The organism is Rhodopirellula sp. SH410, assembly GCF_055811895.1.
Window position 1 is genome coordinate 1,049,008 of sequence record NZ_CM147949.1, and the last position, 24,245, is coordinate 1,073,252.

Here is a 24,245-nt window from a genome sequence, read left to right on the forward strand (position 1 = left end):
CGTGACGCCTGCCGTCGCTTCGCGACTCTTCGGTTCGTTCCGTCCGTTCGACCCCGGATTTCATCCGGGGCTATCGCATGCCATTGCTTCGCAATTCCAGGTCAACAGTCGCGAAGCGTCAATTCACGGTATCCCAGACGCCGTTCTGGGGACACGAACACCAACACGCTACACAGTCGCGAAGCGACGGCAGGTGATAGCCCCGGACGTCGGTCCGGGGAGTAACGTCGTACACCACGCCGCCAAGTCGCGAAGCGACGACAGGAGAGTAAACGTATGTCATCCCACCACGGCATCCTCGTGCATGTCGTCTTCTCTACGAAATACCGGAAACCACTGCTTCTCGACGATTGGCGAGACGATCTGTTTGCGTATATCGGGGGCACGATCAAGGATCACCAGGCCGCTCTGCTGAAGTCAGGCGGCGTCGAAGACCACGTCCATCTATTGATCAGGACTCATCCGAGGTTTGCCATCTCATCAACGATTCAGATGCTGAAAGCAAACTCATCGAAATGGGTCAACGAGAGTCGCAAAACGCGTCTGAAATTTCAATGGCAATCAGGATACGGAGCGTTTTCTGTGAGCCAATCCATGGTGAGTACCGTCAAGCGATACATCGCGAATCAGCGAGAGCATCACCGGAAGATGACCTTTCACGATGAATACCTTTCGATGTTGAAAAGGCACGAGATCGAATTTGACCCGCGCTACGTTTTGAACAGGAGAGCGTATCGTGAGGTCGCCGAATCGCAGAGTCGCGAAGCGACGGCAGGCGTCGCATCGTCCACCGGAGATTCGCGATATCGTGATCTCCACGCACATCACCCATGAAAATTCCTGCCGTCGCTTCGCGACTCATCGTGTTTCGCGGGTCGCTGTGACCATGGACTTGCGTCCATGGCTATCGCCTGCCGTCGCTTCGCGACTCTTCGCGTTTCGCGGGTCGTGGTGACCATGGACTTGCGTCCATGGCTATCACCTGCCGTCGCTTCGCGACTCATCGTGTTTCGCGGGTCGTGGTGACCATGGACTTGCGTCCATGGCTATCGCCTGCCGTCGCTTCGCGACTCTTCGCGTTTCGCGGGTCGCTGTGACCATGGACTTGCGTCCATGGCTATCGCCTGCCGTCGCTTCGCGACTCTTCGCGTTTCGCGGGTCGTGGTGACCATGGACTTGCGTCCATGGCTATCACCTGCCGTCGCTTCGCGACTCTTCGCGTTTTGCGGGTCGTGGTGACCATGGACTTGCGTCCATGGCTATCGCCTGCCGTCGCTTCGCGACTCTTCGCGTTTCGCGGGTCGTGGTGACCATGGACTTGCGTCCATGGCTATCGCCTGCCGTCGCTTCGCGATTTAGGAGCAGTGCTCTACTGCAGGTGTCCTTCTTCGACCTGAGGTAGATCGTCAAGTGATTCCAATCCGAGGAGTACGAGCAGGCGTTCGGCGGGATAAAATTTGGATACCAATTTCGGTTTCTTTTTGGCGGAGGCTGGATCGGCGTCCGCCGAACTGTCTGGCGCATCGACTGGTTCGCGTTTCATCTCGATCAGCCGGCGGCGAACCATTTGATTGAGCAAAGGGCCGCTGTCGCGACCTCGTTTGTCGGTGCATTCGACGGCGGTGATGCCTGGTTGGTAGGCGACCATCGCGAGCACTTCGATCGCAGGTTGGGCGAGTTTGGTCTCGCGAACCTTGCCCGTGAACACGTGGCGCATTGATTCCACCTCCGGTGCGACGACGAGACGGTATCCCGTTTCATCCTCAGCAATCCGGATGCCTTGCCGGTGTTCGCGATACGACGCCTGCAGGCGATCGATCGCCTCGATCACTTCCTCGGGGGTCATGCCACGCATGATCGAGGCGAGTCGTGCAGCGGTGATTCCGTTGCCGTTGGGATTGCCTACGAACAGGGCCGCTTCAATGATCGCCTCGGGGGACGCAGCGATCTCTTCGGCCGGCTGTTCGGCGACTTCGGCCTGCCATGCGTCCCCTTCGTGTGCCGTGTCAACGTCGGCGTCATCATCCGCGTTGATGCGGCTGCTGGTTTGGGCGGCGACCAGGTGTTCACGCTGCAGTACCTCGCCGATCTCGAAGCCGGTCCCGTTCTCGTTGGATTCTCCATCGCCGACGAGATGTTGGTAGGCCGCCCCCAGTTCTTCGAGCGAGAACCCATCTTCGTCGTCTTCGAAATCGGCGTCAGCGTCGGGGGCCACATGTTCGAGTCGCTCGCTATCGTCGCTGGGCATTTCGTCGTCTTCAGATGGGCTATTCATGCGGTCCCGCCTCCGTACTGGGATGTGGTCCAGTCGGCACGCAGTTGTTTCATGCCGCGGTGCAACAGGCCTGCGACGGCGCCGGTGGTTTTTTCCAGCACCTCGGCGACTTCGGCCAATTTTAAACCTTCGAGATAATGCAGCTCGATCGCTTGTCGCTGGCCGTCGGGCAGTCGCTCCACCGCTGCTGCCAGCGCGGTGACATTCTCGCCGACGACCGCCACCTGGCTCGGCGTGGCTTGATCGGCCGCTAACAATCCCTCCAGCCGCATCGAGGATTGGGCCAGTTTCTGCTCCATCGATCGTTCGCGGCGGACGTCGCGTTTGTCGCGGTGCAGGTCGCGGTCGAGGTGGCAGATCTGTCGTACGAGAATCTGACGCAGCCATGCCCGCAGTTCGGCCTCGGTGCCCCCGCGAAACTGGTCAATCGCGCCGACGGCGTTGAGCATCGTTTGTTGGACAATGTCGGAGTCCCCGATCTTGGCTCGATAGGCAGCGCGCATATGGGTCCGCGCCAGCATTCGCAGGTACGGCTCATAGCGGGCGATCCATTCGGGATCGGACACCGATGGCGGGGGGTCGGAGGCGGCATCAGATGACATGATATGACTCCAGGAGACGAGAGTGGGGCTGCGTGGACGTCGATTCTATCACTTAGGAACGAGCGGAAAACAAGTGGCCGAACGCTCCGCGGTCGGAATGGTCGACCGCGGAGCGTTCGGCCACAATATCAGACAGTAATTTTTTTCGCTCGTTCCTTACGCTTCGGGTGGATGCGGAAATGACGCTATCGCGACGCCCTTGCACTTTGCCTGGGGGGCGGCCGCCGACCGATACCGCCGATGCTCGCGAACTGAACTACCGCCAATCGGGTCTCGCCCGCTACAGTAAACGTCTCGCCCGCTACAGTAAACAAAGTCGAGCAGAGAAGTTTGAGCGGCACTCCTCATGGCGCCGAGGCAGCCGCTCAGCGAGAACGTTTCTACGGAATTCAGCATGGCACGCGAAGCAATCTATCAACAATCCGACCCCGAGCGACGCGGTGACGCACTGGGGGATCGCGTGTCAGGAGGGCGAAGTCCAGCGCCCTCGCAACCCACCGGCCAGAAACCGCCTGCCACCTCGGCAGCGGGAACGCCGCCGGGTGGAGAGCCGCCAGCCCCAGGTGATCCGGGGGACGCGACTTCCGGACGCGCCGAAGCCGATGGGAAGCTACGACCGCGGCGGATGGAGGAAATGGTCGGTCAGCAGGACGTGATCGAGCGGCTGAAGATCGCTATCGACGCGGCCCAGTCCCGTGGTGAGCCACTCGGGCACATTTTGTTTGATGGTCCGCCGGGACTCGGTAAGACCACGTTCGCGACGGTGATCCCGGCGGAAATGAACACCACCGTCCAAATGGCAAACGGCGCCGGAATTCGCGCGCCCAAGGATCTGCTGCCCTATCTCACCAACGTGTCCGAAGGTTCGGTGCTGTTCATCGACGAGATTCACCGGGTTCCCAAGGCGGTGGAGGAATACCTGTACACAGCGATGGAGGATTTTCGGATCGACGTGGTGTTGGGTGACGGCGTCAATGCCCGCACGCTCAACCTCGAACTCAAACCGTTCACACTGATCGGCGCGACCACGCGGGCGGGCATGCTCAGCGCTCCGCTGCGTGATCGCTTTCAGATTCGTGAGCATCTCGGCTGGTACACCCCGGGCGAGCTCGCCGAGATTGTCCATCGCAACGCGAAAAAGCTAGCGATCAAGGTCGATGATCCTTCGGCCAATGTGATCGCCGATCGCTCCCGCAGCACACCCCGGCTGGCCAATAATCGTCTGCTCTGGGTGCGTGATTACGCCCAGAGCAAAGCGGGCGGGAAGGTCGACCGCGAGATCACCTGCGCGGCCCTGGACATGATCGGGATCGATGGTCTCGGCCTCGACAAACAGGATCGCAACTATCTCGACACGCTGATGCGAGTGTTCTTGGGCGGCCCCGCCGGGCTCGACGCGATCGCCCATACCATGAACGTCAGTAGTGATACGCTCGAAGACGAAGTCGAGCCGTTTCTACTCCGCAGCGAGTTGCTCGTTCGCACCCGCCGCGGGCGTCTGGCGACGCCCAACGCCTATGAGCACATGCGCCGTCCGATGCCGGAGAACTGAGCAACGATTAGAAATCGTCGGTGACGATCTCGTGCGACGCGCGGGTCCCCAACGCACCCCACAGATCATAGGGACTGCGTGAACCGGGGGCGTTTTCCCCGGTGCCACCGAGCCAGACGTTGCTGTGGTGATGGACCCCGCCGACAATCGACTCGGTAACGAATTTGATCGCACCGTCGCCCATCATGATGTTGACGCCGCCTTGGTGACGGCTGCTCGCTGAGGCAACGCCGTGCGAACTGGCCGAGTTTCCGCCGAAACAGATTTCTTGATTCGGCGGCCGGATCGTATTGAATCCGCTGAAGGCCGCGCCGCTCGCTGCCCAGCGAAATCCGCGTCCCTCCTCACTTGGGGCCAGCGTGATCGCACCAGGGAGCCAGAATTGGGGGCGTGTCGCATCGTTAAAACCTTCGTCCAGGCATGCATCAGGATCATCGCGGAGCATTTCGCCCGGTGGGGAATCAAAACCGATCCCCGGACGCGTGCGAATGTCATTATCACCGAGGTCCGTGGCGATTTCACCCACGAAGATGGTATTGGAGAGCCCGTCGAGCACATCGCGAAATCGAGTCGATTGGTGCGAAACAAACGCACCGCGACAGGCCGCGCCGGCCTGTTGAGCGTGGGTGCTCAAATTGCTCATCGAATAGACGGTGCGATTGACGATTCCGAGCGGACCTTGGTCCATGTAGTGCAGCGAATCGCCCAGACACGCGGCATAGTTGGTGCGTCCGAAACTGGGCAGGCCGATGCCCGGATCGCTCGGGCAGCGCAGTGTCGCGATCTCGGTCGTCCAGGGTGCGTAGTCGGCAGCGGTTGTTTCCGGGCCCATCGCTGGCCATGGATTCGGGGTTCCCCCGTTATGTGCCAGCGGACTGTTGATTTGTTGCCACAACGCTTGCTGCTCCATGAACGGCGTTAAGCCGACCCAGATCGAAAGGTCCATACGATTGGTCGTGTTGACGTCCAGTGCGGCACCGTCCTGCCATGTTCCACCACCGTGGATCGGCAGTTGTTGGAAGGCGGAGTGATAGTTGTGGATGCTGAGCCCGAGCTGTTTCAGGTTATTGCTGCAGCTCATCCGCCGGGCCGCCTCACGGGCAGCTTGAACGGCGGGCAACAGGAGGCCGACGAGGACGCCAATGATCGCGATCACGACCAGTAGCTCAACGAGCGTGAAGGCTCTGTGGGAGCCGGTGTGTGCGTGGCGAACAGGCTGCGCAGGCACCTGCACGCGTTGAAGTGAAATAAACATGAAGTGAGTCTTTGGGAAGGGCGAATAATAGGTGGGGCAAGCGAATCGAGGGCGACACAGCGGTCCGGGCATCGATTGGTTCGACAGATTGCGCACAGGCACACTCATGTCCAACGAGATGTCGACGGCGGATTAGCGGCGAGCCACGGGCAAAAGAATGGGCTGAGCGAGTTCAGCAGTCACGGATTTCGTTCGCACGTAGCGCACGAAGAACGAGACATTACTCAGGGCAGCAGTGGCTCAAACCGCTGTGGGGGGCCCGCGTGAGAGTGCGAAGCCGTATCGCTCCGCAGGCATCCAGCACGACTCAGCCAAGACGAACAGCTTGGCGTCGAAATCCCAACTCCAGGCAGCGTGGTCTGTGACCTGAGACGCCACCAAACTCTGGGCGACACAGCCGGCACACAGCGCAACACAATGATGTGCGTGCGTTTGGGATGGCACGATGAAGACATCGGAATCCGGATGCTGCTCCGTCGCTTCATGCTCGCAACCGCAGGCGTGAGCCGATTCGCAATCGCTGGCCGTCGGTCGCGGATGTTGATTTGCGAGCGAATCACAGCAGGAGCCACCGGCGGCGTGAATATGCGTCTCAACCTGACTCGCATGATGGTGGGCAGCAGGCAGCAGCCAGCCCCCGACCAAGTAGGCGATGAGCGTCAGGTGGATGAGAAACCGCTGCACGAAGGGTGGCCTGTCAAAACTCAAGAGAGAGAAATTGTTGTTGAAGCGCGCAGGTGCAACCTGCACGACCCCACTAATATGTCACGCTCCCACTACGGAGAGAAGTCCAAAATCGTTCTAAATCGTGAGGATTCATGAGAATATCACGAAACAGTGGGGCCTCCAGTCGGCGTCGATGATGAACAATGCTCAGCAAGTCTTCGCGCCAAAGGCCCGGCAATTTGCCTAGCCCAGTCCCGCAGGGCTGGGTAAATCTGCCGGGCCGTTGGCCCTTCAGGGAAACCTGCGGCGATCATGAACCCAGCCCGTTGGGCTGGGCTAGCCAGACGAATGGGCCTTTGGCCCGAAAAGCAGTCTCCCCAGATGCGTACCACACGCTGGACTGAGACGCCCCAGGCGACACGCCGCCGCCCCGTCGCGACTGAAGACGTTTCCTGCGACGCTGCGAGTTAGCGCTCGCCTCCATCGATGGTGATCATTTTCTGGATCTGCTCCGGGTCAGGTTTCTCCTCTGACTTCACACTGCCGTCGACCATGGCGTAAATGGCGGGCGAAAAGAAGTCGGGGGATTCACTGAGGTCCTCGGGGGCGGTCCAGGGAACCGTCTTTTTCGATTCCACGATCAGAATCGTATTCGCGCTGCCGTCAGCGATGTCCTTGAGTTTTCGGCCATCTTCTTTTTCCATCAACGCGTTCTTGGAGGTAAGGCCAAGGTAGTTCGTGTGCCCTTTTGGTTGGTCATGGGGGGCCCGGGGGCTGCGGTAGATCTCCGGCATTCTATCCAGCAGTGTGAGGTTGTGCTCGCTGTCCCAGGGTTCGGTGAATCGATAGGACTCAAATAGCTCCACTTGATCCATTAAGGGTAGGATCGCCACGCGCCAACTGAACGGCTGGATTTCTTTCCCTTCCTCCACAGGACCGGCTCCGAGCACATTCTTCGATCCAGGAAATTGATCATATCTGGCGTTGAAGTTATGGAACGCGATCGCCAGTTGTTTCATGTCGTTTTTCGTTTGCGTAGCTTTGGTCCTAGCGTGCGACTTGCTCACAACGTCGCGCATCTGATTCGGCCCCATGGATTGTGACTGGATGATGAACATCAGTGCTTTGACGTAAGGATCGTTGTAGTTGAGGCGGTGGTCCCCGAGTACTGCGCGATTATCGGCTTGGGTGACGGGGAAATGGCCGACGCGTTCGAAGTTCAGCGTGTTGGATCGAACCGTCTGCTCTGGGGTCAGACCCATCACATCGCCATCGGTTTTGACGGCCTGCGTGATGACCGAGAAGGACTGCTCGATCTCCTGCGGGGTCGGTTGGCTCAGTACAAGGGTCATGTCCTGGGGCTCAAAGTTGAGTTGAATCGACGTGTCGCGACTATCGTGTTGGGTACCGAAGTCACCGTACGAAAAATCTTGAAGTTCCGTGCTGACTGTCGCGATGTAGAACTGGAAACCAACAAAGTAGGCAAGTACTGCTTTTTTCGTTTCTGGTGTACTGTCGCTCGGGGAGGTGATTCGCCAGATACCCTGCAGTTGGTCGGTAAGCAGTTCGGCGGCGTTCATTCCCCGGTGCGATGCGTCGCCCGTCGATTGCGTGTTGGTTTTTGAGGACGCTGCTGGTGAATCGGGTGTGACGGTCGTGTTATTCCCGTCATCCGCCACAACCTCAATGTGCGTGCCCGGGCCTATCGGCAGCGTGACTTCGCGTCCGTCGGGATACTTGATTTTGATGAACATGCCCAGCATCAGCCCCGCCCAAACCCCGAAGAATCCGCAGGCGATCGCCATCGCTCGCGGAACAGGACGGCGCAGCCAGGGTTGCGAGGCGGCCACGGTTGACATGGGTAGCGGACAAGGGCTCGGCAGCGACTCGTCCGCTTGCCTAACCAGTTTCTGGAGATCGCTGCCGCGGGCGAAACGAGACAGGGTCTTGGCCACTTCGCTGGGTGTGTTCGGCCGTCGGTCCGGTGATTTTTCCAGCATCGCGTCGACCAGTTTGACGACTTCGTTCGGGCACTCGGGCAATCGCGATTGGATACTCGGCGGTCGTGCCGAGACGTGTGCGGTCAGCTTGGCGAACGAGGTCGGATATTGTTCAGACTCAAACGGGGCGTGCCCGGTCAGGAGCTTGAAGAAGGTGCAGCCGAGAGAATAGACATCACTGCGACTGTCGACATCGTGGGCATTGGCAACCTGTTCAGGGGCAACGTAGTCCGCGGTTCCCATGGTCTGGCCGCTGGCGGTCAATTCGACTCCAGGGTTGGTGTGGAGCCGTGCCAAACCCAGGTCGAGAAGTTTCACTTCGCCGCTGTGGCTGATCATGATGTTGGACGGTTTGACATCACGATGCACGAAGCCTTGGTCGCTGGTGTACTCCAGAGCAGCCGCAATTTTCGTAATCACGTCGGCTGCGTCGGCAAGTGACAGCGGTCCGGTTCTCTCGACGATTTGATGCAGGTTTCTGCCGTCAATGAATTCGGTCACCAACACGGCCAGCCCATCGACTTCCCGCGCGTCGTGGGCCGTGACGATGTTGGGGTGGCTGAGTCGTCCGACCGCTCGCATTTCCGCGTCGAACCGAACGCGGGTCTTGGGGTCGGTCAGGCGATGATCGGCAATGACTTTGAGGGCGACTTGGCGGCCCAGCTTGGTATGGCGAGCCAAGAAGACTCGGCCCATGCCGCCGTGCCCGATCTGCCGAATGATTTCATACTCGCCGAGTTGCTTGGGCAGGTCACTCATCAGCGAGCGGTCGTCGGTTTCGCCGGCTCGTGCGAGGGCGCCGAGCGCCTTGGCCAAGGCCATTCGGCATTCCGGTTCGCGACTGAACCCTGCGTGCTGGTCCTCGGCGCGGAGATTCACGATCAGCGAATCCTCGCCGTCGTCGACGGAGTTCAGTTCCGACTGGCACTCCGAACAGTCCTGCAGGTGCTCGTAGATCGCCTGCGAATCGTCATCCGGCAGACGCCCACAGGCATAGGCATGGAGGAGGCGGTGGGAGGGGCATTGGGTGGCGGTCATCATGGTATTCTCCAAAGAATGGGCGTCAAACTCAAGTGACGGGGAAAATCGTCTGGTTGATGAACGACGGGCGCTGACACCATTTTGAAGAGAATTTCCTGGTAGGTTTTCGGTATGAGTGACCCCCCAATCCCAACGCCGCCGGAGCATCCGACGCTGTCCACGTTCTTCCTGGAGGGGGTTCAGCAACTGGACCCTCGGCAATGGAGCCGTCTGGTCGAGGTGTTTGGGCCGATTGTCTATCGTTGGTGTCGCGCCGCCGGTGTCCCGGAATCAGAGGCCGCTGACTTGGTCCAGGACGTCTTCACATCGGTCGCCCGTAAGATCGCAGTGTTCGAGCGGCAAAAGGAATCAGGGAGCTTTCGATGTTGGCTGGCCACGATCACACGCAACCAAGTCAGGGATTTCTTTCGCCAAGCATCGCGGCGGGCGGAGGCTCAGGGCGGCACCGCGGCGCAGCGGTGGATGCTCGATCAGGTCGATGACCTGGATGACTCGATCAACGGGGATTCCATCAGCACACCGCTGTTGAAATCGATGTTAGAGAGTGTGAAAGCGGAGTTTGAGGACGTCACGTGGCAGGCGTTTTGGCTGACGGCGATCGAGAACCAACAGCCATCATGGGTGGCCGAACGCACTGGTCTTTCTTTAGTGAGCGTTTACCAGGCGAAATCCCGCGTGCTGAAGCGTTTGCGGCAGGCGGCCCGCCAATGGCCGGAATGAATCAGAGGACGCTGCTGTCCTCAGCGGGACACCGGCCGCGCGAGCCCCGCGGCCGGTGCGCCCCGGCTCAGCTGAAAAATCGCTAGCACCGGGGTCTGTCGGCGAACAAATCGATGGCCGCATGCGTCCACTGGGAAATCGGATTCGTTTGCATGGAATTTGACACTTGGGCACAAATTGCCCAATGGGAAGCCGCGGTTGCCTGCCTCCCCCCTTCCCCAATTGCCCAATCGCATGATAATCCTGCACCGAAGGCGCAATTTAAATGCGTCCATGTCCATTTTTACCTCCACTGCTGATCGATAAAGACCATGGCTGGAACCGAACGTCGTCGTGAAATCTGCCGCCTGCGGGCCCGTCGCAAGAAAACCATTCAACTGCTCAGCCGCGTCAAGGCAGGCACGATGGAAAAGGCTGAAGCGGCTCGCAAACTGCGTCGCATGACGCCGGGTGCCGACGCGATCATCAAGCGTGAAGGTCTGGCGTAACGACGCTGGCTGACTTCTTTTTCATCTGAACTCTTTCCCCATTCGGACATCGACTCGATGGCAGAACCTGCACGCCAACCCGATTCGGCCGCAATCGAGCTTTCCAAACAATCGTCTCCCGCCACAGCATCCTCGTCAGCGCAGACGGCATCGTCGCCGACGATGATGATCGAGGCGGTGGGGCTGAGTAAATTCTACGGCCCGTTTGCTGCCGCCCGTGACGTTTCTTTTAGCGTTAAACAGGGTGAGCTCGTTGCTTTTCTCGGTCCCAACGGTGCGGGTAAGAGCACCACGATGAAAATGTTGACCGGCTACATCGCACCGAGCGAAGGTTATGCCAAGATCGCCGGTCACAACATGATGGATGACCGTATCGCCGGCAGCCATCGGCTGGGGTACCTGCCTGAAAACGGGCCGCTGTATCCTGAGATGACGCCGATGGGCATGCTGGAGTTCTTTGCCGATGCACGCGGGCTACCTAATTCGCGGAAAAAAGATCAGATCGACAAGGTCATCGATATCTGCGACCTCAGTTCGGTGATCTACAAACCGATCAGTAAACTGTCCAAGGGGTTCAAGCAACGCGTGGGGATGAGCCAAGCACTGTTGCACGAGCCTGATGTTTTGATTCTCGACGAGCCGACCGCCGGGCTGGACCCGAACCAGATTCGTGGCGTTCGCCGGACGATGCGGAAGCTCAGTGAGACGAAAACCATTCTGCTTTCGACGCACATCCTCCAGGAAGTCGAAGCGATGGCTGACCGTGTCATCCTGATCAACGAGGGCCGCAAGGTATATGACGGCGACGTCGAAGGCCTTCGCGCCGCGGGGCACGGCGACGTCAACGAAGCCTTCCATGAATTGACCGGCCACAGCGAGAACTGACCCTACCAGTCCCCCACGGCGAGTCCTCCCTCGTTCGCAGCGCGTCGTTGCTTCTCATTCGATCCCACCTCTCCAATTTTCAATCGTCCCCATGGCGCTCAATTACGTTTCGATGTCCCTGCTCAGCGTACTGCTCTACGATGCAGTATTTCTGTTGTTGTTGCTCGCGATCGTCCTGCTGCTGTCGTACACCAATCGGGCCGCCTTTGCGGTCATGAAACGCAACTTTGTCGGCTATTTCAGCAACCCGACAGGCTATGTGTTTCTGTGTATCTTCGTCTTTTTGACCTCGGTGGCCGCGTTCTGGCCGTATGAGTTCTTCAATTCGAACCTCGCCACGCTCGACCAGCTCAACTACTGGTTCCCGATGATCATGCTGGTGTTCATCCCCGCGATCACGATGAGCATTTGGGCAGAGGAAAAGCGTCAGGGGACTGACGAGTTGTTGCTCACGCTGCCGGCGAGCGACTTTGACATCGTGATCGGCAAGTACATGGCGGCGGCCGCGATTTTTACCTGTTCGCTGCTCTTCAGCCAGTTCAGTACCTTCACGACGCTGGCGATTCTGACTGAAGGGTCGCTCGACATTGGATTGATTTTCACAACGTACCTCGGCTATTGGTTCGTGGGCCTGACGATGATCGCGATCGGCATGATCGCATCGTTTTTGACTGGCAACCTCACCGTTGGTTTCATCTTGGGAGCGTTGTTCAACGCTCCGTTGGCGTTTGCCTCGCTGGCCGATTCGGTCAGCCCGAGCCAGCGGTTTGCCGAGTGGGTCAAGAACAGTGGTATCGCCCGGCCGTTTGACGATTTCGGACGCGGCGTGATCAGTTCCTCCTCGATTATCTACTTTTTGCTGGTTGCCGCGGTGGCACTGTACGTCTGCATGATCCTGATCGGACGCCGGCATTGGACAGGCGGAAAAGACGGAAACCAAATGGCGTGGCAATACGTCGTCCGCGTCGTCGCAATGGTCGTCTTCACGGTCGGTGCGGTAATGTTCTTTCGCGCCCACGAGGTCGGCCGCACGGACATGACCGAGGGGCACGTCAGTTCGCTGGCCAGTGCGACGAAGGATTTGATCCAAAATCTCAGTGATGATCGCCCAATCGTGATCGACGCGTTCATCAGCGATGAGGTTCCCGAGCTATATGCCCAGACCCGCTATGAGCTGATCAACCTGCTCAAGGAGTTCCGCGCCGAAGCGGCCAAGAAGGGGCGGACGATCGAGGTCAACCTGTACGACGGCATTGATTTGTCGAGCGACGAAGCGGCACTCGCAGCGAAACGATTTGGTATCGAGCCGGTCACGCGTACGTTCCGCGAAAAAGGTGCCTACACGCAAAAACAATTGATTCTCGGGGCCGCGTTCCGCTCGGGTCTTGAGAAGGTCACCGTGCCGATTTTTGAGTACGGCATCCCCGTCGAATATGAACTCGTCCGTTCGATCAATACCGTCGCCAGCGGCACCCGGAAACGACTGGGGATCGTGAAATCCGACGCCAATTTGATGGGGGGCGTGTCGATGGCTGGGATGCAGATGCAGCGCATCGACAAGCACCGGTTGATCGACGAACTGGCCAAACAGTACGAAGTTGAGGAAGTCGATTTGAGCGGGCCTGTGTCGCCCGACATGTACGACGCATTGTTCGTTGTCCAGCCATCCTCGTTGGCGCCACCTGAATTTGATCGGCTCGTGACCGCAATTCAGGCGGGCGTGCCGACAGCGATTTTTGAAGACCCGCGTCCAGTGGGCGCCGCGTACATCACCGCGACCGGTGATCCCAAGCAAGCCGGAGGTGGTTTCATGGGCATGGGGGGCGGCGGTCCGCAGCCCAAGGGCGACATTCGCCGTCTGTGGGATGTGCTCGAGCTGAACGTGCCCGGAACGCCAGCGGCACAGGGACTCTACGACCCTGACGTCGTTTGGCAACAGCATAACCCGTACCCCGCACTCGAAGCCGCCAACGAACTGTGGCTGTTCATCGACGAGGCCATCGCCCAGAAACCGGGTGAAGGCCTGAGTGACGAGAGCCCGATTACGGCGGGACTCCAGCAAGTCTTGGCGATCTTGTCGGGCGGCGTCCAAGCCAAGCCTGATAGCACGCTCAAGCACACTCCCCTGTTGAGCACCGGCCCGATTTCGGGCACGCTGGATGCCAACGCCATCCGCAAGATCCTCTCCGGTGGTGCCACGCTCGCTCAAGAGATTCAGGGGCTCCAACCGAACATGCCGATCGCAATGTCGATCGAGGCGGCTGCGGCAACGGAGTCAGAAGGTGATGCTGCTGCCGATGAAACCGCCGAGCAAGCGAACACGGGCATCAAGGTCGTCTACGTCGCCGACTCCGACATCATCCTGCCTGAATTCTTGGTCATTCGCGCCGACCCCAAACAAATGGAACTGCGACTGCAACTGCAGAACGTGACCTTCGCACTCAACGCGGTCGATTGGTTGACCGGTCAAACCGATTTCATCGACGTGCGAAGTCACCAAATGAACTTTGCGAGTTTGAAGATGATCGACGCTCGGCAAGAGCAGGCAAACCAACAGGTTCGCAAACGCAGCCGCGAGTTCCAAAAGGAATTCGACGAAACCATCCGCACCGCTCAAGAAGAGATCGATCAAGAACTGCAGTCGCTACGCGAGGACGTCGAAAAGCTGCAGGAAGAGCGTGAAGATGGCACGGTACCGCAAAGCGTGCTGCAGGAAAAATTGATCGCGTTCCAAATTAAGCAGGACAACCAGCAACGGATTCTCAGCGTGCGTCGCAAGAGCATGGAGAATCAACGTGATCAAAAGATCGCCACCGTTCGCCGGGAAGCCGACCGAGACGTGACGGCGATCCAGAACCAAGTCAAGACGTTGGCTGTCGCGCTTCCCTGTATTCCGCCCTTGATTGTCGGGATCATGGTGTTTGCCTCACGTCGACTGCGTGAACGCGAGCACATCAGCAAGAGCCGGCTCAAGTAACCGTTGATAGAATTGATTTTGGTGACGCTGTCGTGAGCCGAAGGCCGTAAGGCACCGGGCAGCGTCGCCAGTCCGATCGCTTTTGCGTCTCGGCTCACTCTCCCAAAAACTTCCCTCATAAAAACGATTTCAAAGTGAACGAAGGACAAAAAACCGGACTGTTCTGTGTGATCGGCGCCGTCATGCTGGGCATCGGTCTGTTCGTTTCCTGGCCTGATTCGCCGGTTGACGAGACCTCCATTGCCGCTGGCAAGCCGCTGTTTCCTAGTTTTAAAGATCCGTTGGCGGCCGCTAGCGTGAAAATCGTTTCGTTCGACGAGGCGCAGGGCCAAGTCGATACGTTCGAAGTGCGGAAAGACCGCGAGTCAGGCCAGTGGACGATCCCGTCCCGCAAGGGGTATCCCGCGGACGCCGTCGAGCAGATGAAGGATGCCGCCAATGCCTTGGTCGGACTGGAGATCCTCGACGTCCAAACTCGCAACCCCGAAGATCATGTGGCACTCGGGGTCGTTGAGCCCAAGCTCGAAACTCTCGAGGCTGGCGATATCGGTGTCGGCCGATTGGTGACGTTCCGCGATGAGTCGCAAAAGGATCTGGCGTCGCTGATCATCGGCGAACCGGTCAAGGACGAAGAAGGCCGGCGATACGTGCGCAAACCCGGCCAAGATCCGGTGTACGTCGTCGAACTGGAAGAAGCTGCATTGTCGACCAAATTCCAGGTCTGGATCGAGAATGATTTGTTGCAGCTGAGCAGCATCGACATTAAATCAATCCGCATGGAAGACTACGCCGCCTCGATGACCTCGCGAGGGTTTTCCCTCGACCGTAGCTACACGGCTGAAGTCGCCGCCGATGGGAGTGATTGGAAACTGGAGCAATTGCTGGAATATCCGGCCGACGATCCATTGGCCGATCCCGTGGAGGTGAAGGTGGGTGCCGACCAAATCGTTAATAAAGAAAAACTCGACGACCTCAAAAACGCACTCGATGACCTGAAAATTGTCGATGTCGCTCGCAAGCCGGAAGGCATGAGCGCCAACCTTCGCGCGGATAAAGATCTGGTTTCTGACAACGAAGCGGTCAATTCCCTCGCCACGCGGGGCTTCTTTCCCGTGCAGCGTGGGAACGGTTCGGACGTGGAAGTTCTCTCGGCCAACGGGGAACTCGACGTCACGCTTACCGACGGAGTGCAGTATGTACTGCGGTTCGGCAATGTTTTCGGTATCGCAGATGAGAACTCTGGCGACGTCGAAGAGGAATCTTCGGACACCGCCGTCAATCGCTACCTGCTCGTCACCGCCCGGGTCGACGAAAGTCAGTTCCCCGCGCCTGAGCTGAATTCCGTCCCGCAGACGATCGAGGAGCTCGCCGCCATGCTCGGCGAACCGGCGACCAGGGATGAACAAGGCAAGGAGTCGGAAAAGGGTGAGTCAGCAGCGACGGAGGAACCGGCTGCTGGCAAGACCGAAATGAAGGAGAGTCCATCCGGTGAAGCAACCGAACCGGTCGAGGCCCCCGCGGAAACCGCGAAACCCGCTGGCGAAGAAACGCCCGCTGGCGAAGAGGCACCTGCTGAGGAGATGAAACCCACCGAAGAACAACCTGCTGCTGAGGAACCCGCTGCCAAGGAACCGGCCGCTGAGGAGCCCACTGCGACGGAGGAAGCCGCTCCCGCTGAAATGAAAGACGGCGGCGAGGGCGAGAAGCCTGCCGAAACCGAGGCTGCCAAGCCTGCCGACGAGGCCAAGCCTGCTGGGGATGCCAAGCCTGCTGGGGATGCCAAGCCTGCCGATGACAGCAAGCCTGCTGCGGATGCTGCCAGCGAAGAAGAACCCGCTGCTAGTGAAGAGTCTGCACCGGAGGACAAGCCTGCCGATAGCGAAGCACCCGCGACCGAAGAAGTCGAAGTCGAGGGCAGTGGTGAGGCGACCGGTGAAGGCCAGGGGCAAGCTGCCGACGATGACGACACCGCAGCGGAGCCTGCCGAGGCACCCGCAGCGACTGAGGACGTCCCTGCTGCCCCAGAGGCTGCTGCCAAGGAGGAGTCGGAGTCGGGTGTGCTGGCTTTCGCAGATCTGACCCAGGAAGAGAAACTCGAGCGGCTCGAGGCCGAGCAAGAAAAAATCCTCAAAGCGAACACGCGTCTGCTCGACGCCCGCAAGGATCGGCTCAACGCCGCCAAGCGCCGGGTCAGCGATCTCAACGCGAGATTCGCCGATTGGTACTATGTCATCCCCGAAGCCACCTATCGGGAACTGCGGATCAATCGCGATGAGTTGTTGACCACGCCAGGAGCCGCTGCAGCAGCGGCCCCAGCCCCCGGTCAGGGTGGCCCGAGCATGCCGTTTCAAATCCCCGGCCTCAACGCACCCCGCTGAGCGGGTGAGTGATTTCGCCACCCTCGCCCGAGGGTGGTCGTCGCCTTCCGCTCCGCGAAAGTTGCGTAGGAGGTTGCTGCCGCGATAGACGCTGGCTGATTTCTACCGGGCGGTGAGCCCGGTGGACTGGGGGTCTCGATCGAGACTCCCAATCGCCGATCGAGATCAGAACTTGCGTGTGACCGCGATCCGTTTGCGGTCCATGTCGACCTCGAGCACCTTCACCTTGACGACATCGCCGACCGAGACGATGTCGTTGGGGTCTTTGACGAATGTATCGGCTAGCTGAGAGACGTGAATCAATCCATCTTGATGCACGCCAAGATCAATGAAAGCGCCGAAGTGCGTGACATTGGTGATCACGCCTTCGAGTACCTTGCCGACGGTGAGGTCCTCCATCGAGTTGACCGACTCATCGAAGTGAGCGACTTTGAACTCGCTGCGCGGATCGCGTCCCGGTTTCCCGAGTTCGGCGATAATGTCGCGGATGGTGGGCAATCCAAACTGGGCATCGACGAACTGTTCGGCCTGCAGTTTTTGGCTCAGGCCCGCATTGCCGACCAGGGCTTTGACGTCCGCGGCGAGCGTACCGGCCATGCGGCTGACGATGGGATAGCTTTCGGGGTGCACCGCGGAGTTGTCGAGCGGCTCGTCACCGCCACGAATCCGTAAAAAACCAGCGGCCTGTTCAAAGGCTTTCTTGCCGAGTTTCGGTACCTTGGTCAATTGGCGGCGGCTGTTAAAACGGCCGTTGGCATCTCGGAAGGCGACGATGTTTTCGGCCAGTTTCGGGCCGATGCCCGCAACATGCGACAGCAGCGGCACGCTGGCCATGTTGAGATCCACGCCGACGCGATTGACGCAGGTTTCGACCGTCCGATCGAGGCACTTACGCAACTGCGTTTGATTGACATCGTGCTGGTACTGGCCGACCCCAATCGATTTCGGGTCCGTTTTCACGAGTTCGGCGAGCGGGTCCTGCAGGCGGCGCGCGATGCTGATCGCACCCCGCACGGTGATATCGAGGTCGGGGAACTCTTTCCCGGCCAGTTCGCTGGCCGAGTAGATCGAGGCCCCCGACTCACTCACCATCACCTTGGTCACATCGAGTTGATGTTCGCGGATCAAAGCGCCCACGAAGGCGTCGGTTTCTCGCGATCCGGTGCCGTTACCGATCGCAATGAGTTCGACCCCGTGTTTTTGGATCAGGGCGAGCAGCGTTTTGCCTGCCGTGGCCGTGTCGCTTTTGGGCGGCGTGGGATAGATGGTTGTGTTGGCGAGGAATTTGCCGGTGCCATCGACGATCGCGACCTTGCAACCGGTGCGGAAACCGGGGTCGATGCCGATCGTTACCCGGGGCCCCGCGGGCGCCGCCATCAGCAGTTCATGTAGGTTTTTGCCGAATACCTGGATCGCGTCTTCGTCCGCCCGCTCCTTGAGGATCTGCAGTACCGAGGACTGGGTTGCCGGTTGGAGGTGCCGCGAAAAGCACTCTTCGGCGGCGGTCTCCAGCTCTCGGTGAAACGTCGACGACGGGTTTTTGATAAACGTCGATTTCAGTTGCGAGACCGCCCGATCGTCCTCCATCGCCAGCCCCACGCGCAAGACGCCTTCGGCTTCGCCACGGAGCATTGCGAGCAAGCGGTGGCCGGGGATCCGGGCCGCGGATTCATGGCGGTCGAGATACTGTTCGAACTTGGCCGCCTCCTCTTTCTTGCCGCGTTTGACGTGGGAGGTGATCTGGCCAAATTTCATGCCTTTTTCCAGCATCCACTCGCGCGTCGGTACGTCCTCGCTCCACTGCTCGGCGATGATATCAATCGCCCCCGCAATCGCGGTGTCGGTGTCTGGCACGTCCGACTCGGCATTGACGAACGACGCCAGGACGGCGTCCTTGGGTCGATCGAGCTTGGATTGCTGGAGCAGCAGGTCGGCGAGCGGTTGCAATCCTCGCTCGCGAGCGATGGTGGCCCGTGTGCGTCGCTTGGGCTTGAAGGGGAGGTAGATCGCTTCGAGTGTCCGCAAGTCGCCACAGGCCTCAATTTCGGCCCGCAGTCGATCCGTCAGTTTCCCCTGGCTGTCAATTGTTTTTAAAACCGTCAATTTGCGAGCGGCCAGCGTGGTCGCTTTTTCGAGAGCATCTTCGATCGCCCGCAACGCGACCTCGTCGAGGCCACCGGTAACCTCTTTGCGGTAGCGGGCGATGAACGGGATCGTGTTCCCGGCGGCGAGCAGCTCGACGACGGAGGTGACCTGAGCCAGCGGTAAGGCCAATTCACGGGCGATGGATGCGGTGATGATCGGATCGGTGACGGAGGTCGTGGCCATGGGGGGAGTCGTGGGCGTTAGGGGTGTCGTTGTTGGGCTTGTTGGAAATGATGGCGAACGGCGCGGCCGCTGATCGTTGTTTTCTCGAGCAGCTCGCTGGCGATCGTGCTGATTGCGGCGATGTGGGCGTCATCACTGAGGATGTGTTCCGTCTTGGCGATCATGCGTCGCCGCAGCGTCTCATGTTGCCGTGTTGAGGCGGCACGGGTACATAGCAAATTGGCGACATCATCCAAATCGCGGCCCGCGCCCCGGTGGCAGTATTGACCCGTGAATCGGGCTTCGGCAACCATCCCCGCCAAAAGAATCAAGACATCGTCCTCGAGCCGGTCGTTGACCCCCTTGGCACGCCCTTTCTTGATCTCGCAGTGCCCGAGTCGCGTGCCGCCGAACGCCATTTTTCCCGGGGCGATCGTGACCTTGTGGATGTGCCGGCCCAGCGACACCGCCATCACCGCATGCCCCGCTTCATGGTGGGCTGTGGCGATCAGTGACGCGTCGGGTTGCGATTCGGTCTCGTGCGAAGAATTTTCAGATTCGGGGCTGTTCATGCCGTTGGTATAACCTGATCGATAGGGTCTGTCAGTTAGACACCATTTTCTCGATAGCGATTTCAGCCAGCCGCCGTTGGCAAGCGTATTGCCCGCGACGCCCGCGAACCGAAGGTTTTTTAGAAAACGGGTGCAACGGGGCTGGTTCTGCCAGAGAAATCGGGGCACTTTGCGCCCGATTTCCCGCTCGATTCCGCCTAAGCTTATACTCAAGACTCAGACTTGAATCGACATCCCCGAGAAATCGAGGCGTCGATCGGTAACCCTTCTCGCTTTCCAGAGGTTCGCACCGTGACACTGTTGTTGCTCGCCGACGGCGTCTCTTGGTCTCACTCGCTGCTCGAGCATCTGTTCGTTGGCCCAATGTTACCGGCCAGTATCCTCGCGGCGATTGTGCTGGCCCTTGTGCTGATCTCGCTGCTGGGGGCCTTCTCGCCGGATTTTGGTTTCGGCGGTCCCGACATCGATACTGGGGTGGATCTCGACCCGGGGCTGGACGTCGATCCGGGGGCTCATTTGGACACGGGAGTCGATGGGCACGGGCATCACGTTTCTGGGGATGTGTTGGGGGGGCTGACCGCCGCGACGATGCGTGCCGTTCACCTCGACCGCGTGCCGTTGATGGTGTGGCTGACCCTATTTGCGTTGTTTGACTGGGTGCTGAGTTATGTGCTGTGGTTTGAGTTCGATGCACGCCACTATCAGCCAACGCTCTGGACCTGTGCGCTTTTGACGATCCGCAACGCAGTGATTGCCGTGGTGCTGACGCGGTTCACGACCGCACCGCTGCATCGTCTGCTGCTCCCGCCGACGCATCATCATCCTGTGACGCTCGTCGGTGGCACGGCTGTCGTTGAAACCAGCACGGTGGACGGCACATTCGGCCGCGCCCGCTACGCGACCAATGCCGCGCCGCTATTGATCGATATCCGTACCGCTGGAGCGCCGATCGCAAAGGGCACCCGTGTCCGTATTGTCCGCTTTGAAGCGGCGAAGAATGTGTATCACGTCGAAGCGGATGTGACGCAAGCGGGAGCGCTGGAGGCGTCTTAGCACTCCGCTTCGATCAGCTGCCAATTTCCGGCGTCAGTTTCGACTTTCCAGATATCGGGCATGGCCTCGTCGTTCAGATGCGCCGCCACGAGGCTGGCCAGTGGATCGGGGATCACCAACGCGATGACTTGGTTGCGGCTCTTGCGGAGCAGTCGGTTGATGGCCTTCATGGCCCGGGCGGCTGCGGCCTGCATCGACTCGCCGCCGGGTGGGCAGACCGTCTCCGGGTTTTCCGTGCCGCTGCGATACAGCCGCGGTTGATTTCGGCGGATCTCGTCGATCAGTTTTCCGTGCCATAGCCCGTGGTCAATATTGCGAAGTGCATCGATTGATTTGGGCCGCAGTTCGCGGCCTTGGACCAGTAGGACTGCGGTCTCAACTGCCGATTCACAGGGGGCATGATAGACGGCATGGAACCGGATACCCGCCAGTTCTTCGGCCAGATTCTCGGCTTGCTCGCGACCACGCGGGCACATCGGCATGTCGAGGGAACCCTTCATGCGACCCTGTTCATCGAACGTGGTTGCGCCGGGGCGGACGAGGATTACTTTGGTTCGGGCTGCTGCTTTTAAAGACATCATTATTGGGCTCCTTGCTCGGACGCCATCGCCTCGTTGAGTCCAGCGATGGCAACGCGATAGTCGTCGCTCGAAAAAATCGCTGAACCGACGACGAATAAATCGCAACCGGCTTGTCGTGCTGCACCAATCGTCGACGCATTGATTCCGCCATCAATTTCCAGCAGCAGATCTGGAAAGCGAGAGCGTAGATCGCGGATTCGGTCGAGTGCGACGGGATTGAATGATTGGCCACCGAATCCGGCTTGGACGCTCATGATCAGCACCATGTCGACGCAATCGAGTGCCGCCTCGAGTTGGCTCATGGGCGTGTCGGGATTGATCGCCATGCCGACACCGACCCCGAGATCTCGGATCTGGCCGGCCACATCGACCGCATCGCTGACCGCTTCGACGTGAAACGTCAGCATATCGGCACCGGCGTCCACCATCGGTTTCGCATACGCCAGGGGATCGCTGATCATCATGTGAATATCGAGCGGCATGTCCGTGTGTCGCCGCAGTCCGGCAACCACCGGCATTCCATAGGTCAGGTTGGGGACGAAATGCCCGTCCATCACGTCGAGGTGCAGCACCTCAACGCCGGCTTCGCTCAACCGCTCGACCTCGGACTGGAGATTGCCGAAATCGCATTGCAGCAGACTCGGCAAGATCGCCGGCTTTGCATCGCGAATCGAATCGAGCTTGGCTCGGTTCATAAAGACCATTCCAACGAGAATTGAATCCGGCACGAATCACGAACGCCCGGTGTAGCGATCAAGATTGGACAGTGAGGGCGACGTTGTCAATCACTTGATTTTTCGAGAGCGACCCGTGGAATTGCCCGTTTGTGCCGTCCATAACGCCTTTTTAGGCCAATCCGAGGATCGGAAATGCCGATTCGGTAAAAAATGCCGCCGCTAAAAAAACACGCTTCGTGTGATCGTGAAGACATTCACCCTTGGGAGATACGCCCAAACAGGTTATACCTACGCGGAAACAACCCTCTACAACAGATCGGCTGTGTATTTTCCACCGCCCGATTCTCATCGGATTTCCACTCCCCATGCCCGACAATTGGAACATTCTCGCCAGCCTCCTGGGTACTCCGCGACCCCCTGAGCCGGTCGAAGTAAAAAAAGAAGAGCCCCCTGTGGCTCCCGTACCCGCGGAAACGGCATCGGCTCCGCCGACGGATCCTGGTGCGGATAGCAAAGCAGCGGATTCTGAAGGCACGGCGTCACAGACGCCAGGTTTCGGCGATGCTCGCAGCGACTCAAGTCGATCGAGCCTGCGGTCTTCGCATGCCTCGCCAGCAACGAAAACGGAGCAGCCCAACGACGACGGCGATGCTGACGTGATCAATGCCCTGACGGCGGTCCAGCCACCACCGAAGCTGCCTGGTTTTGGTATTCCGGACGACGAGCCCGTCGCCGAGACCAAACCAAACACGCCGCGAGGCGGTTTTGGCTCGGCTGAAAAAGAAATTCAGCAACGAGAGTCTCAGTTAGGGACTCAGCGACGCTCAGAAACCTCGCCCCAACGCCCGAAAGAACGAAGCGACGAGCAAAGCCGCGGTGGCAAGCCCGCTCGCGGCGATCGCTCGGAGCGGCCCCGCAGTGGCTCCGAATTCGGAGGCGAACTGGGTAGGAATGCGTTCGGCAGCGACGATGATCTAGACGAAGAAGAAGTCGTTGGCTTCGTGGACGATGAACTCGACGATGACGTCGATCTTGAAGACGTTGACGAGGGGCCATCGGCCGTCGCGGATGTTTCTCGGAAATCGGGCAAGCGAGATTCAGATGACCGCGGGTCAGAGCGATCGGCCCGCAGCGAGGCCGCACAGGACGACGCACCGCGTTCACGCCGCGGTGGACGCCGTGGCCAGCGTCAACGAATGACCGAAGAAAAAGTCGCCGATGATTCGCCGCGTCCGGCTCGTCGTTCCAGCTCCCGCGATGAGGCCAGCTCGCGCGATGAAGAAGTCGTCGCCAAGAGCGATAGCTCGCCGGAACGATCGCGTGGTCGACGTGGTGGCCAGCGTAGCGAATCGCGTCGTGGTGATGAATCGCCTCGCAGCGATGAATCCCGCCGTGGCGACGAACCCCGTCGTGGTAATGACGCCCGTCGCGGCGATGAGCCCCGTCGCGCAAGTGAACCCCGCCGTGGCGATGATGCCCGTCGTGGGGAATCGTCACGTGCCGAGCGGGATTCGGTGCAGCCGCGAGCTGCGAGGACTCGCCAGCCCATTGCTGAGGATGACGATGATGGTGACGTCGGTTTCGCGGCCGATCTTTTCGACGAAGTGGACGATGTTGATGTCGATGACGACGCGAACGCTGAATTCGGCGAGGCTCGCTCGTCGGCCCGTGACGAGAAGAACGATGACGATGGGCCTCGCGCCGGTCGCCGTTCTCGACGCGGTGGACGACGGCGTGGACGTCGCGGCGCAGCGAGTGGCGAAACGAGTGATGTCGAATCGACGCCACGCGACACCGCGAAGTCCGACGATTTGCCTCGCTCGGCCTTCGGTGATGACCCCGAAGATGATGACGAAGTCGAAACCCTTCGCAGTCGCCCACGCTCGGACGATTCGCGATCATCGGGCGACTCACGTCGATCCAGTAAAGACGAGGATGATGACCGGCCTGAACGCGGGGCTCGTGGCGGACGCGGGCGGGGTCGACAGCGGGATTCGCGAAGCGATGCCCCTGCACCCAACCAAGACTTCCCGAGCTGGGATGTTCTCGTGAACTCAATGGTCGACAAAAACCTCAGCGGTCGCCGTGGCGGCGGCGGAGGTGGAGGTGGCGGAAATTCCCGTGGCGGCAATGGCGGTGGACGCGGCGGATCCTCCGGCGGTTCGTCGGGTAACTCGCGAGGACGCCGTCGCTAAGAACACGATGTTGCGGTTCGC

At 59.6% G+C, this 24,245-nt stretch carries 19 protein-coding genes; 9 read left to right on the plus strand and 10 right to left on the minus strand.

Annotation, left to right across the window (positions count from 1 at the left end; genetic code table 11):
- Positions 1–276 precede the first annotated feature (276 nt).
- Positions 277–834, plus strand: coding sequence for an IS200/IS605 family transposase (tnpA, locus tag SH410x_RS04160; RefSeq protein WP_473674892.1), 558 nt, complete (start codon positions 277–279; stop codon positions 832–834).
- A gap of 535 nt (positions 835–1,369) precedes the next feature.
- Here the strand turns inward: tnpA and SH410x_RS04165 are convergent.
- The 3 genes from SH410x_RS04165 to SH410x_RS04175 form a co-directional block, all read right to left on the minus strand.
- Positions 1,370–2,275 carry an SMC-Scp complex subunit ScpB gene (locus SH410x_RS04165; protein ID WP_473674894.1) on the minus strand — a complete coding sequence of 302 codons (906 nt, stop codon included), beginning with the start codon at positions 2,273–2,275 and terminating at the stop codon, positions 1,370–1,372.
- Positions 2,272–2,877: a sigma-70 family RNA polymerase sigma factor gene (locus SH410x_RS04170; RefSeq protein ID WP_473674896.1), complete on the minus strand. Its 606-nt coding sequence runs from the start codon at positions 2,875–2,877 to the stop codon at positions 2,272–2,274. The genes SH410x_RS04165 and SH410x_RS04170 overlap by 4 nt, the downstream gene beginning before the upstream one ends.
- A gap of 156 nt (positions 2,878–3,033) precedes the next feature.
- A complete protein-coding gene (locus SH410x_RS04175; RefSeq protein ID WP_473674898.1) occupies positions 3,034–3,273 on the minus strand; it encodes a hypothetical protein in 240 nt (79 codons plus the stop codon).
- On the opposite strand from SH410x_RS04175, the gene ruvB reads away from it, so the two are divergent.
- Positions 3,272–4,429 (plus strand): Holliday junction branch migration DNA helicase RuvB, encoded by a 1,158-nt coding sequence (gene ruvB, locus SH410x_RS04180; protein WP_473674900.1) that lies wholly within the window; start codon positions 3,272–3,274, stop codon positions 4,427–4,429. The two genes, SH410x_RS04175 and ruvB, sit on opposite strands and share 2 nt — an antisense overlap.
- A gap of 7 nt (positions 4,430–4,436) precedes the next feature.
- On the opposite strand, the gene SH410x_RS04185 is transcribed toward ruvB, so the two are convergent.
- The 3 genes from SH410x_RS04185 to SH410x_RS04195 form a co-directional block, all read right to left on the minus strand.
- Positions 4,437–5,684, minus strand: coding sequence for a DUF1559 family PulG-like putative transporter (locus SH410x_RS04185; protein WP_473674902.1), 1,248 nt, complete (start codon positions 5,682–5,684; stop codon positions 4,437–4,439).
- Between the two features lie 240 nt (positions 5,685–5,924).
- On the minus strand, positions 5,925–6,392 hold the full coding sequence (locus SH410x_RS04190; protein ID WP_473674904.1) for a hypothetical protein: 468 nt from the start codon (positions 6,390–6,392) through the stop codon (positions 5,925–5,927).
- A 425-nt stretch (positions 6,393–6,817) separates the two neighbouring features.
- Positions 6,818–9,388, minus strand: coding sequence for a protein kinase domain-containing protein (locus tag SH410x_RS04195; RefSeq protein ID WP_473674905.1), 2,571 nt, complete (start codon positions 9,386–9,388; stop codon positions 6,818–6,820).
- Positions 9,389–9,502: 114 nt separating this feature from the next.
- Between SH410x_RS04195 and SH410x_RS04200 the strand changes: the two genes are divergently transcribed.
- The 5 genes from SH410x_RS04200 to SH410x_RS04220 all read left to right on the plus strand — a co-directional run bounded on the left by SH410x_RS04200 (position 9,503) and on the right by SH410x_RS04220 (position 16,839).
- Positions 9,503–10,111: an RNA polymerase sigma factor gene (locus SH410x_RS04200; RefSeq protein WP_473674907.1), complete on the plus strand. Its 609-nt coding sequence runs from the start codon at positions 9,503–9,505 to the stop codon at positions 10,109–10,111.
- Positions 10,112–10,422: 311 nt separating this feature from the next.
- On the plus strand, positions 10,423–10,599 hold the full coding sequence (locus SH410x_RS04205; RefSeq protein WP_473674909.1) for a DUF6800 family protein: 177 nt from the start codon (positions 10,423–10,425) through the stop codon (positions 10,597–10,599).
- Positions 10,600–10,761: 162 nt separating this feature from the next.
- Entirely contained in the window at positions 10,762–11,484 is a 723-nt protein-coding gene (locus SH410x_RS04210) for an ABC transporter ATP-binding protein (protein ID WP_473677238.1), read from the plus strand.
- Positions 11,485–11,575: 91 nt separating this feature from the next.
- The gene (locus tag SH410x_RS04215) at positions 11,576–14,461 is read left to right on the plus strand and encodes a Gldg family protein (protein WP_473674911.1); all 2,886 of its coding nucleotides are present in this window, start codon (positions 11,576–11,578) and stop codon (positions 14,459–14,461) included.
- A gap of 134 nt (positions 14,462–14,595) precedes the next feature.
- Positions 14,596–16,839 carry a DUF4340 domain-containing protein gene (locus SH410x_RS04220; protein WP_473674913.1) on the plus strand — a complete coding sequence of 748 codons (2,244 nt, stop codon included), beginning with the start codon at positions 14,596–14,598 and terminating at the stop codon, positions 16,837–16,839.
- Between the two features lie 165 nt (positions 16,840–17,004).
- Here the strand turns inward: SH410x_RS04220 and SH410x_RS04225 are convergent, their stop codons facing one another.
- Together SH410x_RS04225 and SH410x_RS04230 are read right to left on the minus strand one after the other, a co-directional pair.
- Complete coding sequence (locus SH410x_RS04225) at positions 17,005–19,167, minus strand: Tex family protein (protein WP_473674915.1); 2,163 nt, start codon at positions 19,165–19,167, stop codon at positions 17,005–17,007.
- 17 nt (positions 19,168–19,184) lie between these two features.
- Complete coding sequence (locus tag SH410x_RS04230) at positions 19,185–19,718, minus strand: ATP-dependent metallopeptidase FtsH/Yme1/Tma family protein (protein WP_473674917.1); 534 nt, start codon at positions 19,716–19,718, stop codon at positions 19,185–19,187.
- A 222-nt stretch (positions 19,719–19,940) separates the two neighbouring features.
- Between SH410x_RS04230 and SH410x_RS04235 the strand changes: the two genes are divergently transcribed.
- A complete protein-coding gene (locus SH410x_RS04235; RefSeq protein ID WP_473674919.1) occupies positions 19,941–20,771 on the plus strand; it encodes a DUF1449 domain-containing protein in 831 nt (276 codons plus the stop codon).
- Here the strand turns inward: SH410x_RS04235 and SH410x_RS04240 are convergent.
- Both SH410x_RS04240 and rpe read right to left on the minus strand, forming a co-directional pair.
- Positions 20,768–21,349: a histidine phosphatase family protein gene (locus SH410x_RS04240; protein ID WP_473674921.1), complete on the minus strand. Its 582-nt coding sequence runs from the start codon at positions 21,347–21,349 to the stop codon at positions 20,768–20,770. The genes SH410x_RS04235 and SH410x_RS04240 overlap by 4 nt on opposite strands.
- 2 nt (positions 21,350–21,351) lie before the next feature.
- Positions 21,352–22,047 (minus strand): ribulose-phosphate 3-epimerase, encoded by a 696-nt coding sequence (gene rpe, locus SH410x_RS04245; protein WP_473674923.1) that lies wholly within the window; start codon positions 22,045–22,047, stop codon positions 21,352–21,354.
- 434 nt (positions 22,048–22,481) lie between these two features.
- Here rpe and SH410x_RS04250 point away from each other — a divergent pair, with 434 nt between their 5' ends.
- Complete coding sequence (locus SH410x_RS04250; RefSeq protein WP_473674925.1) at positions 22,482–24,224, plus strand: hypothetical protein; 1,743 nt, start codon at positions 22,482–22,484, stop codon at positions 24,222–24,224.
- Positions 24,225–24,245 lie beyond the last annotated feature (21 nt).

Bases quoted from the DNA above. Each gene is read 5' to 3' on its own strand.
- tnpA (WP_473674892.1), top strand. From the start codon at position 277: ATGTCATCCCACCACGGCATCCTCGTGCATGTCGTCTTCTCTACGAAA.
- SH410x_RS04165 (WP_473674894.1), bottom strand. From the start codon at position 2,275: ATGAATAGCCCATCTGAAGACGACGAAATGCCCAGCGACGATAGCGAG.
- SH410x_RS04170 (WP_473674896.1), bottom strand. From the start codon at position 2,877: ATGTCATCTGATGCCGCCTCCGACCCCCCGCCATCGGTGTCCGATCCC.
- ruvB (WP_473674900.1), top strand. From the start codon at position 3,272: ATGGCACGCGAAGCAATCTATCAACAATCCGACCCCGAGCGACGCGGT.
- SH410x_RS04175 (WP_473674898.1), bottom strand. From the start codon at position 3,273: ATGCTGAATTCCGTAGAAACGTTCTCGCTGAGCGGCTGCCTCGGCGCC.
- SH410x_RS04185 (WP_473674902.1), bottom strand. From the start codon at position 5,684: ATGTTTATTTCACTTCAACGCGTGCAGGTGCCTGCGCAGCCTGTTCGC.
- SH410x_RS04195 (WP_473674905.1), bottom strand. From the start codon at position 9,388: ATGACCGCCACCCAATGCCCCTCCCACCGCCTCCTCCATGCCTATGCC.
- SH410x_RS04200 (WP_473674907.1), top strand. From the start codon at position 9,503: ATGAGTGACCCCCCAATCCCAACGCCGCCGGAGCATCCGACGCTGTCC.
- SH410x_RS04205 (WP_473674909.1), top strand. From the start codon at position 10,423: ATGGCTGGAACCGAACGTCGTCGTGAAATCTGCCGCCTGCGGGCCCGT.
- SH410x_RS04210 (WP_473677238.1), top strand. From the start codon at position 10,762: ATGATGATCGAGGCGGTGGGGCTGAGTAAATTCTACGGCCCGTTTGCT.
- SH410x_RS04215 (WP_473674911.1), top strand. From the start codon at position 11,576: ATGGCGCTCAATTACGTTTCGATGTCCCTGCTCAGCGTACTGCTCTAC.
- SH410x_RS04225 (WP_473674915.1), bottom strand. From the start codon at position 19,167: ATGGCCACGACCTCCGTCACCGATCCGATCATCACCGCATCCATCGCC.
- SH410x_RS04230 (WP_473674917.1), bottom strand. From the start codon at position 19,718: ATGAACAGCCCCGAATCTGAAAATTCTTCGCACGAGACCGAATCGCAA.
- SH410x_RS04240 (WP_473674921.1), bottom strand. From the start codon at position 21,349: ATGTCTTTAAAAGCAGCAGCCCGAACCAAAGTAATCCTCGTCCGCCCC.
- rpe (WP_473674923.1), bottom strand. From the start codon at position 22,047: ATGAACCGAGCCAAGCTCGATTCGATTCGCGATGCAAAGCCGGCGATC.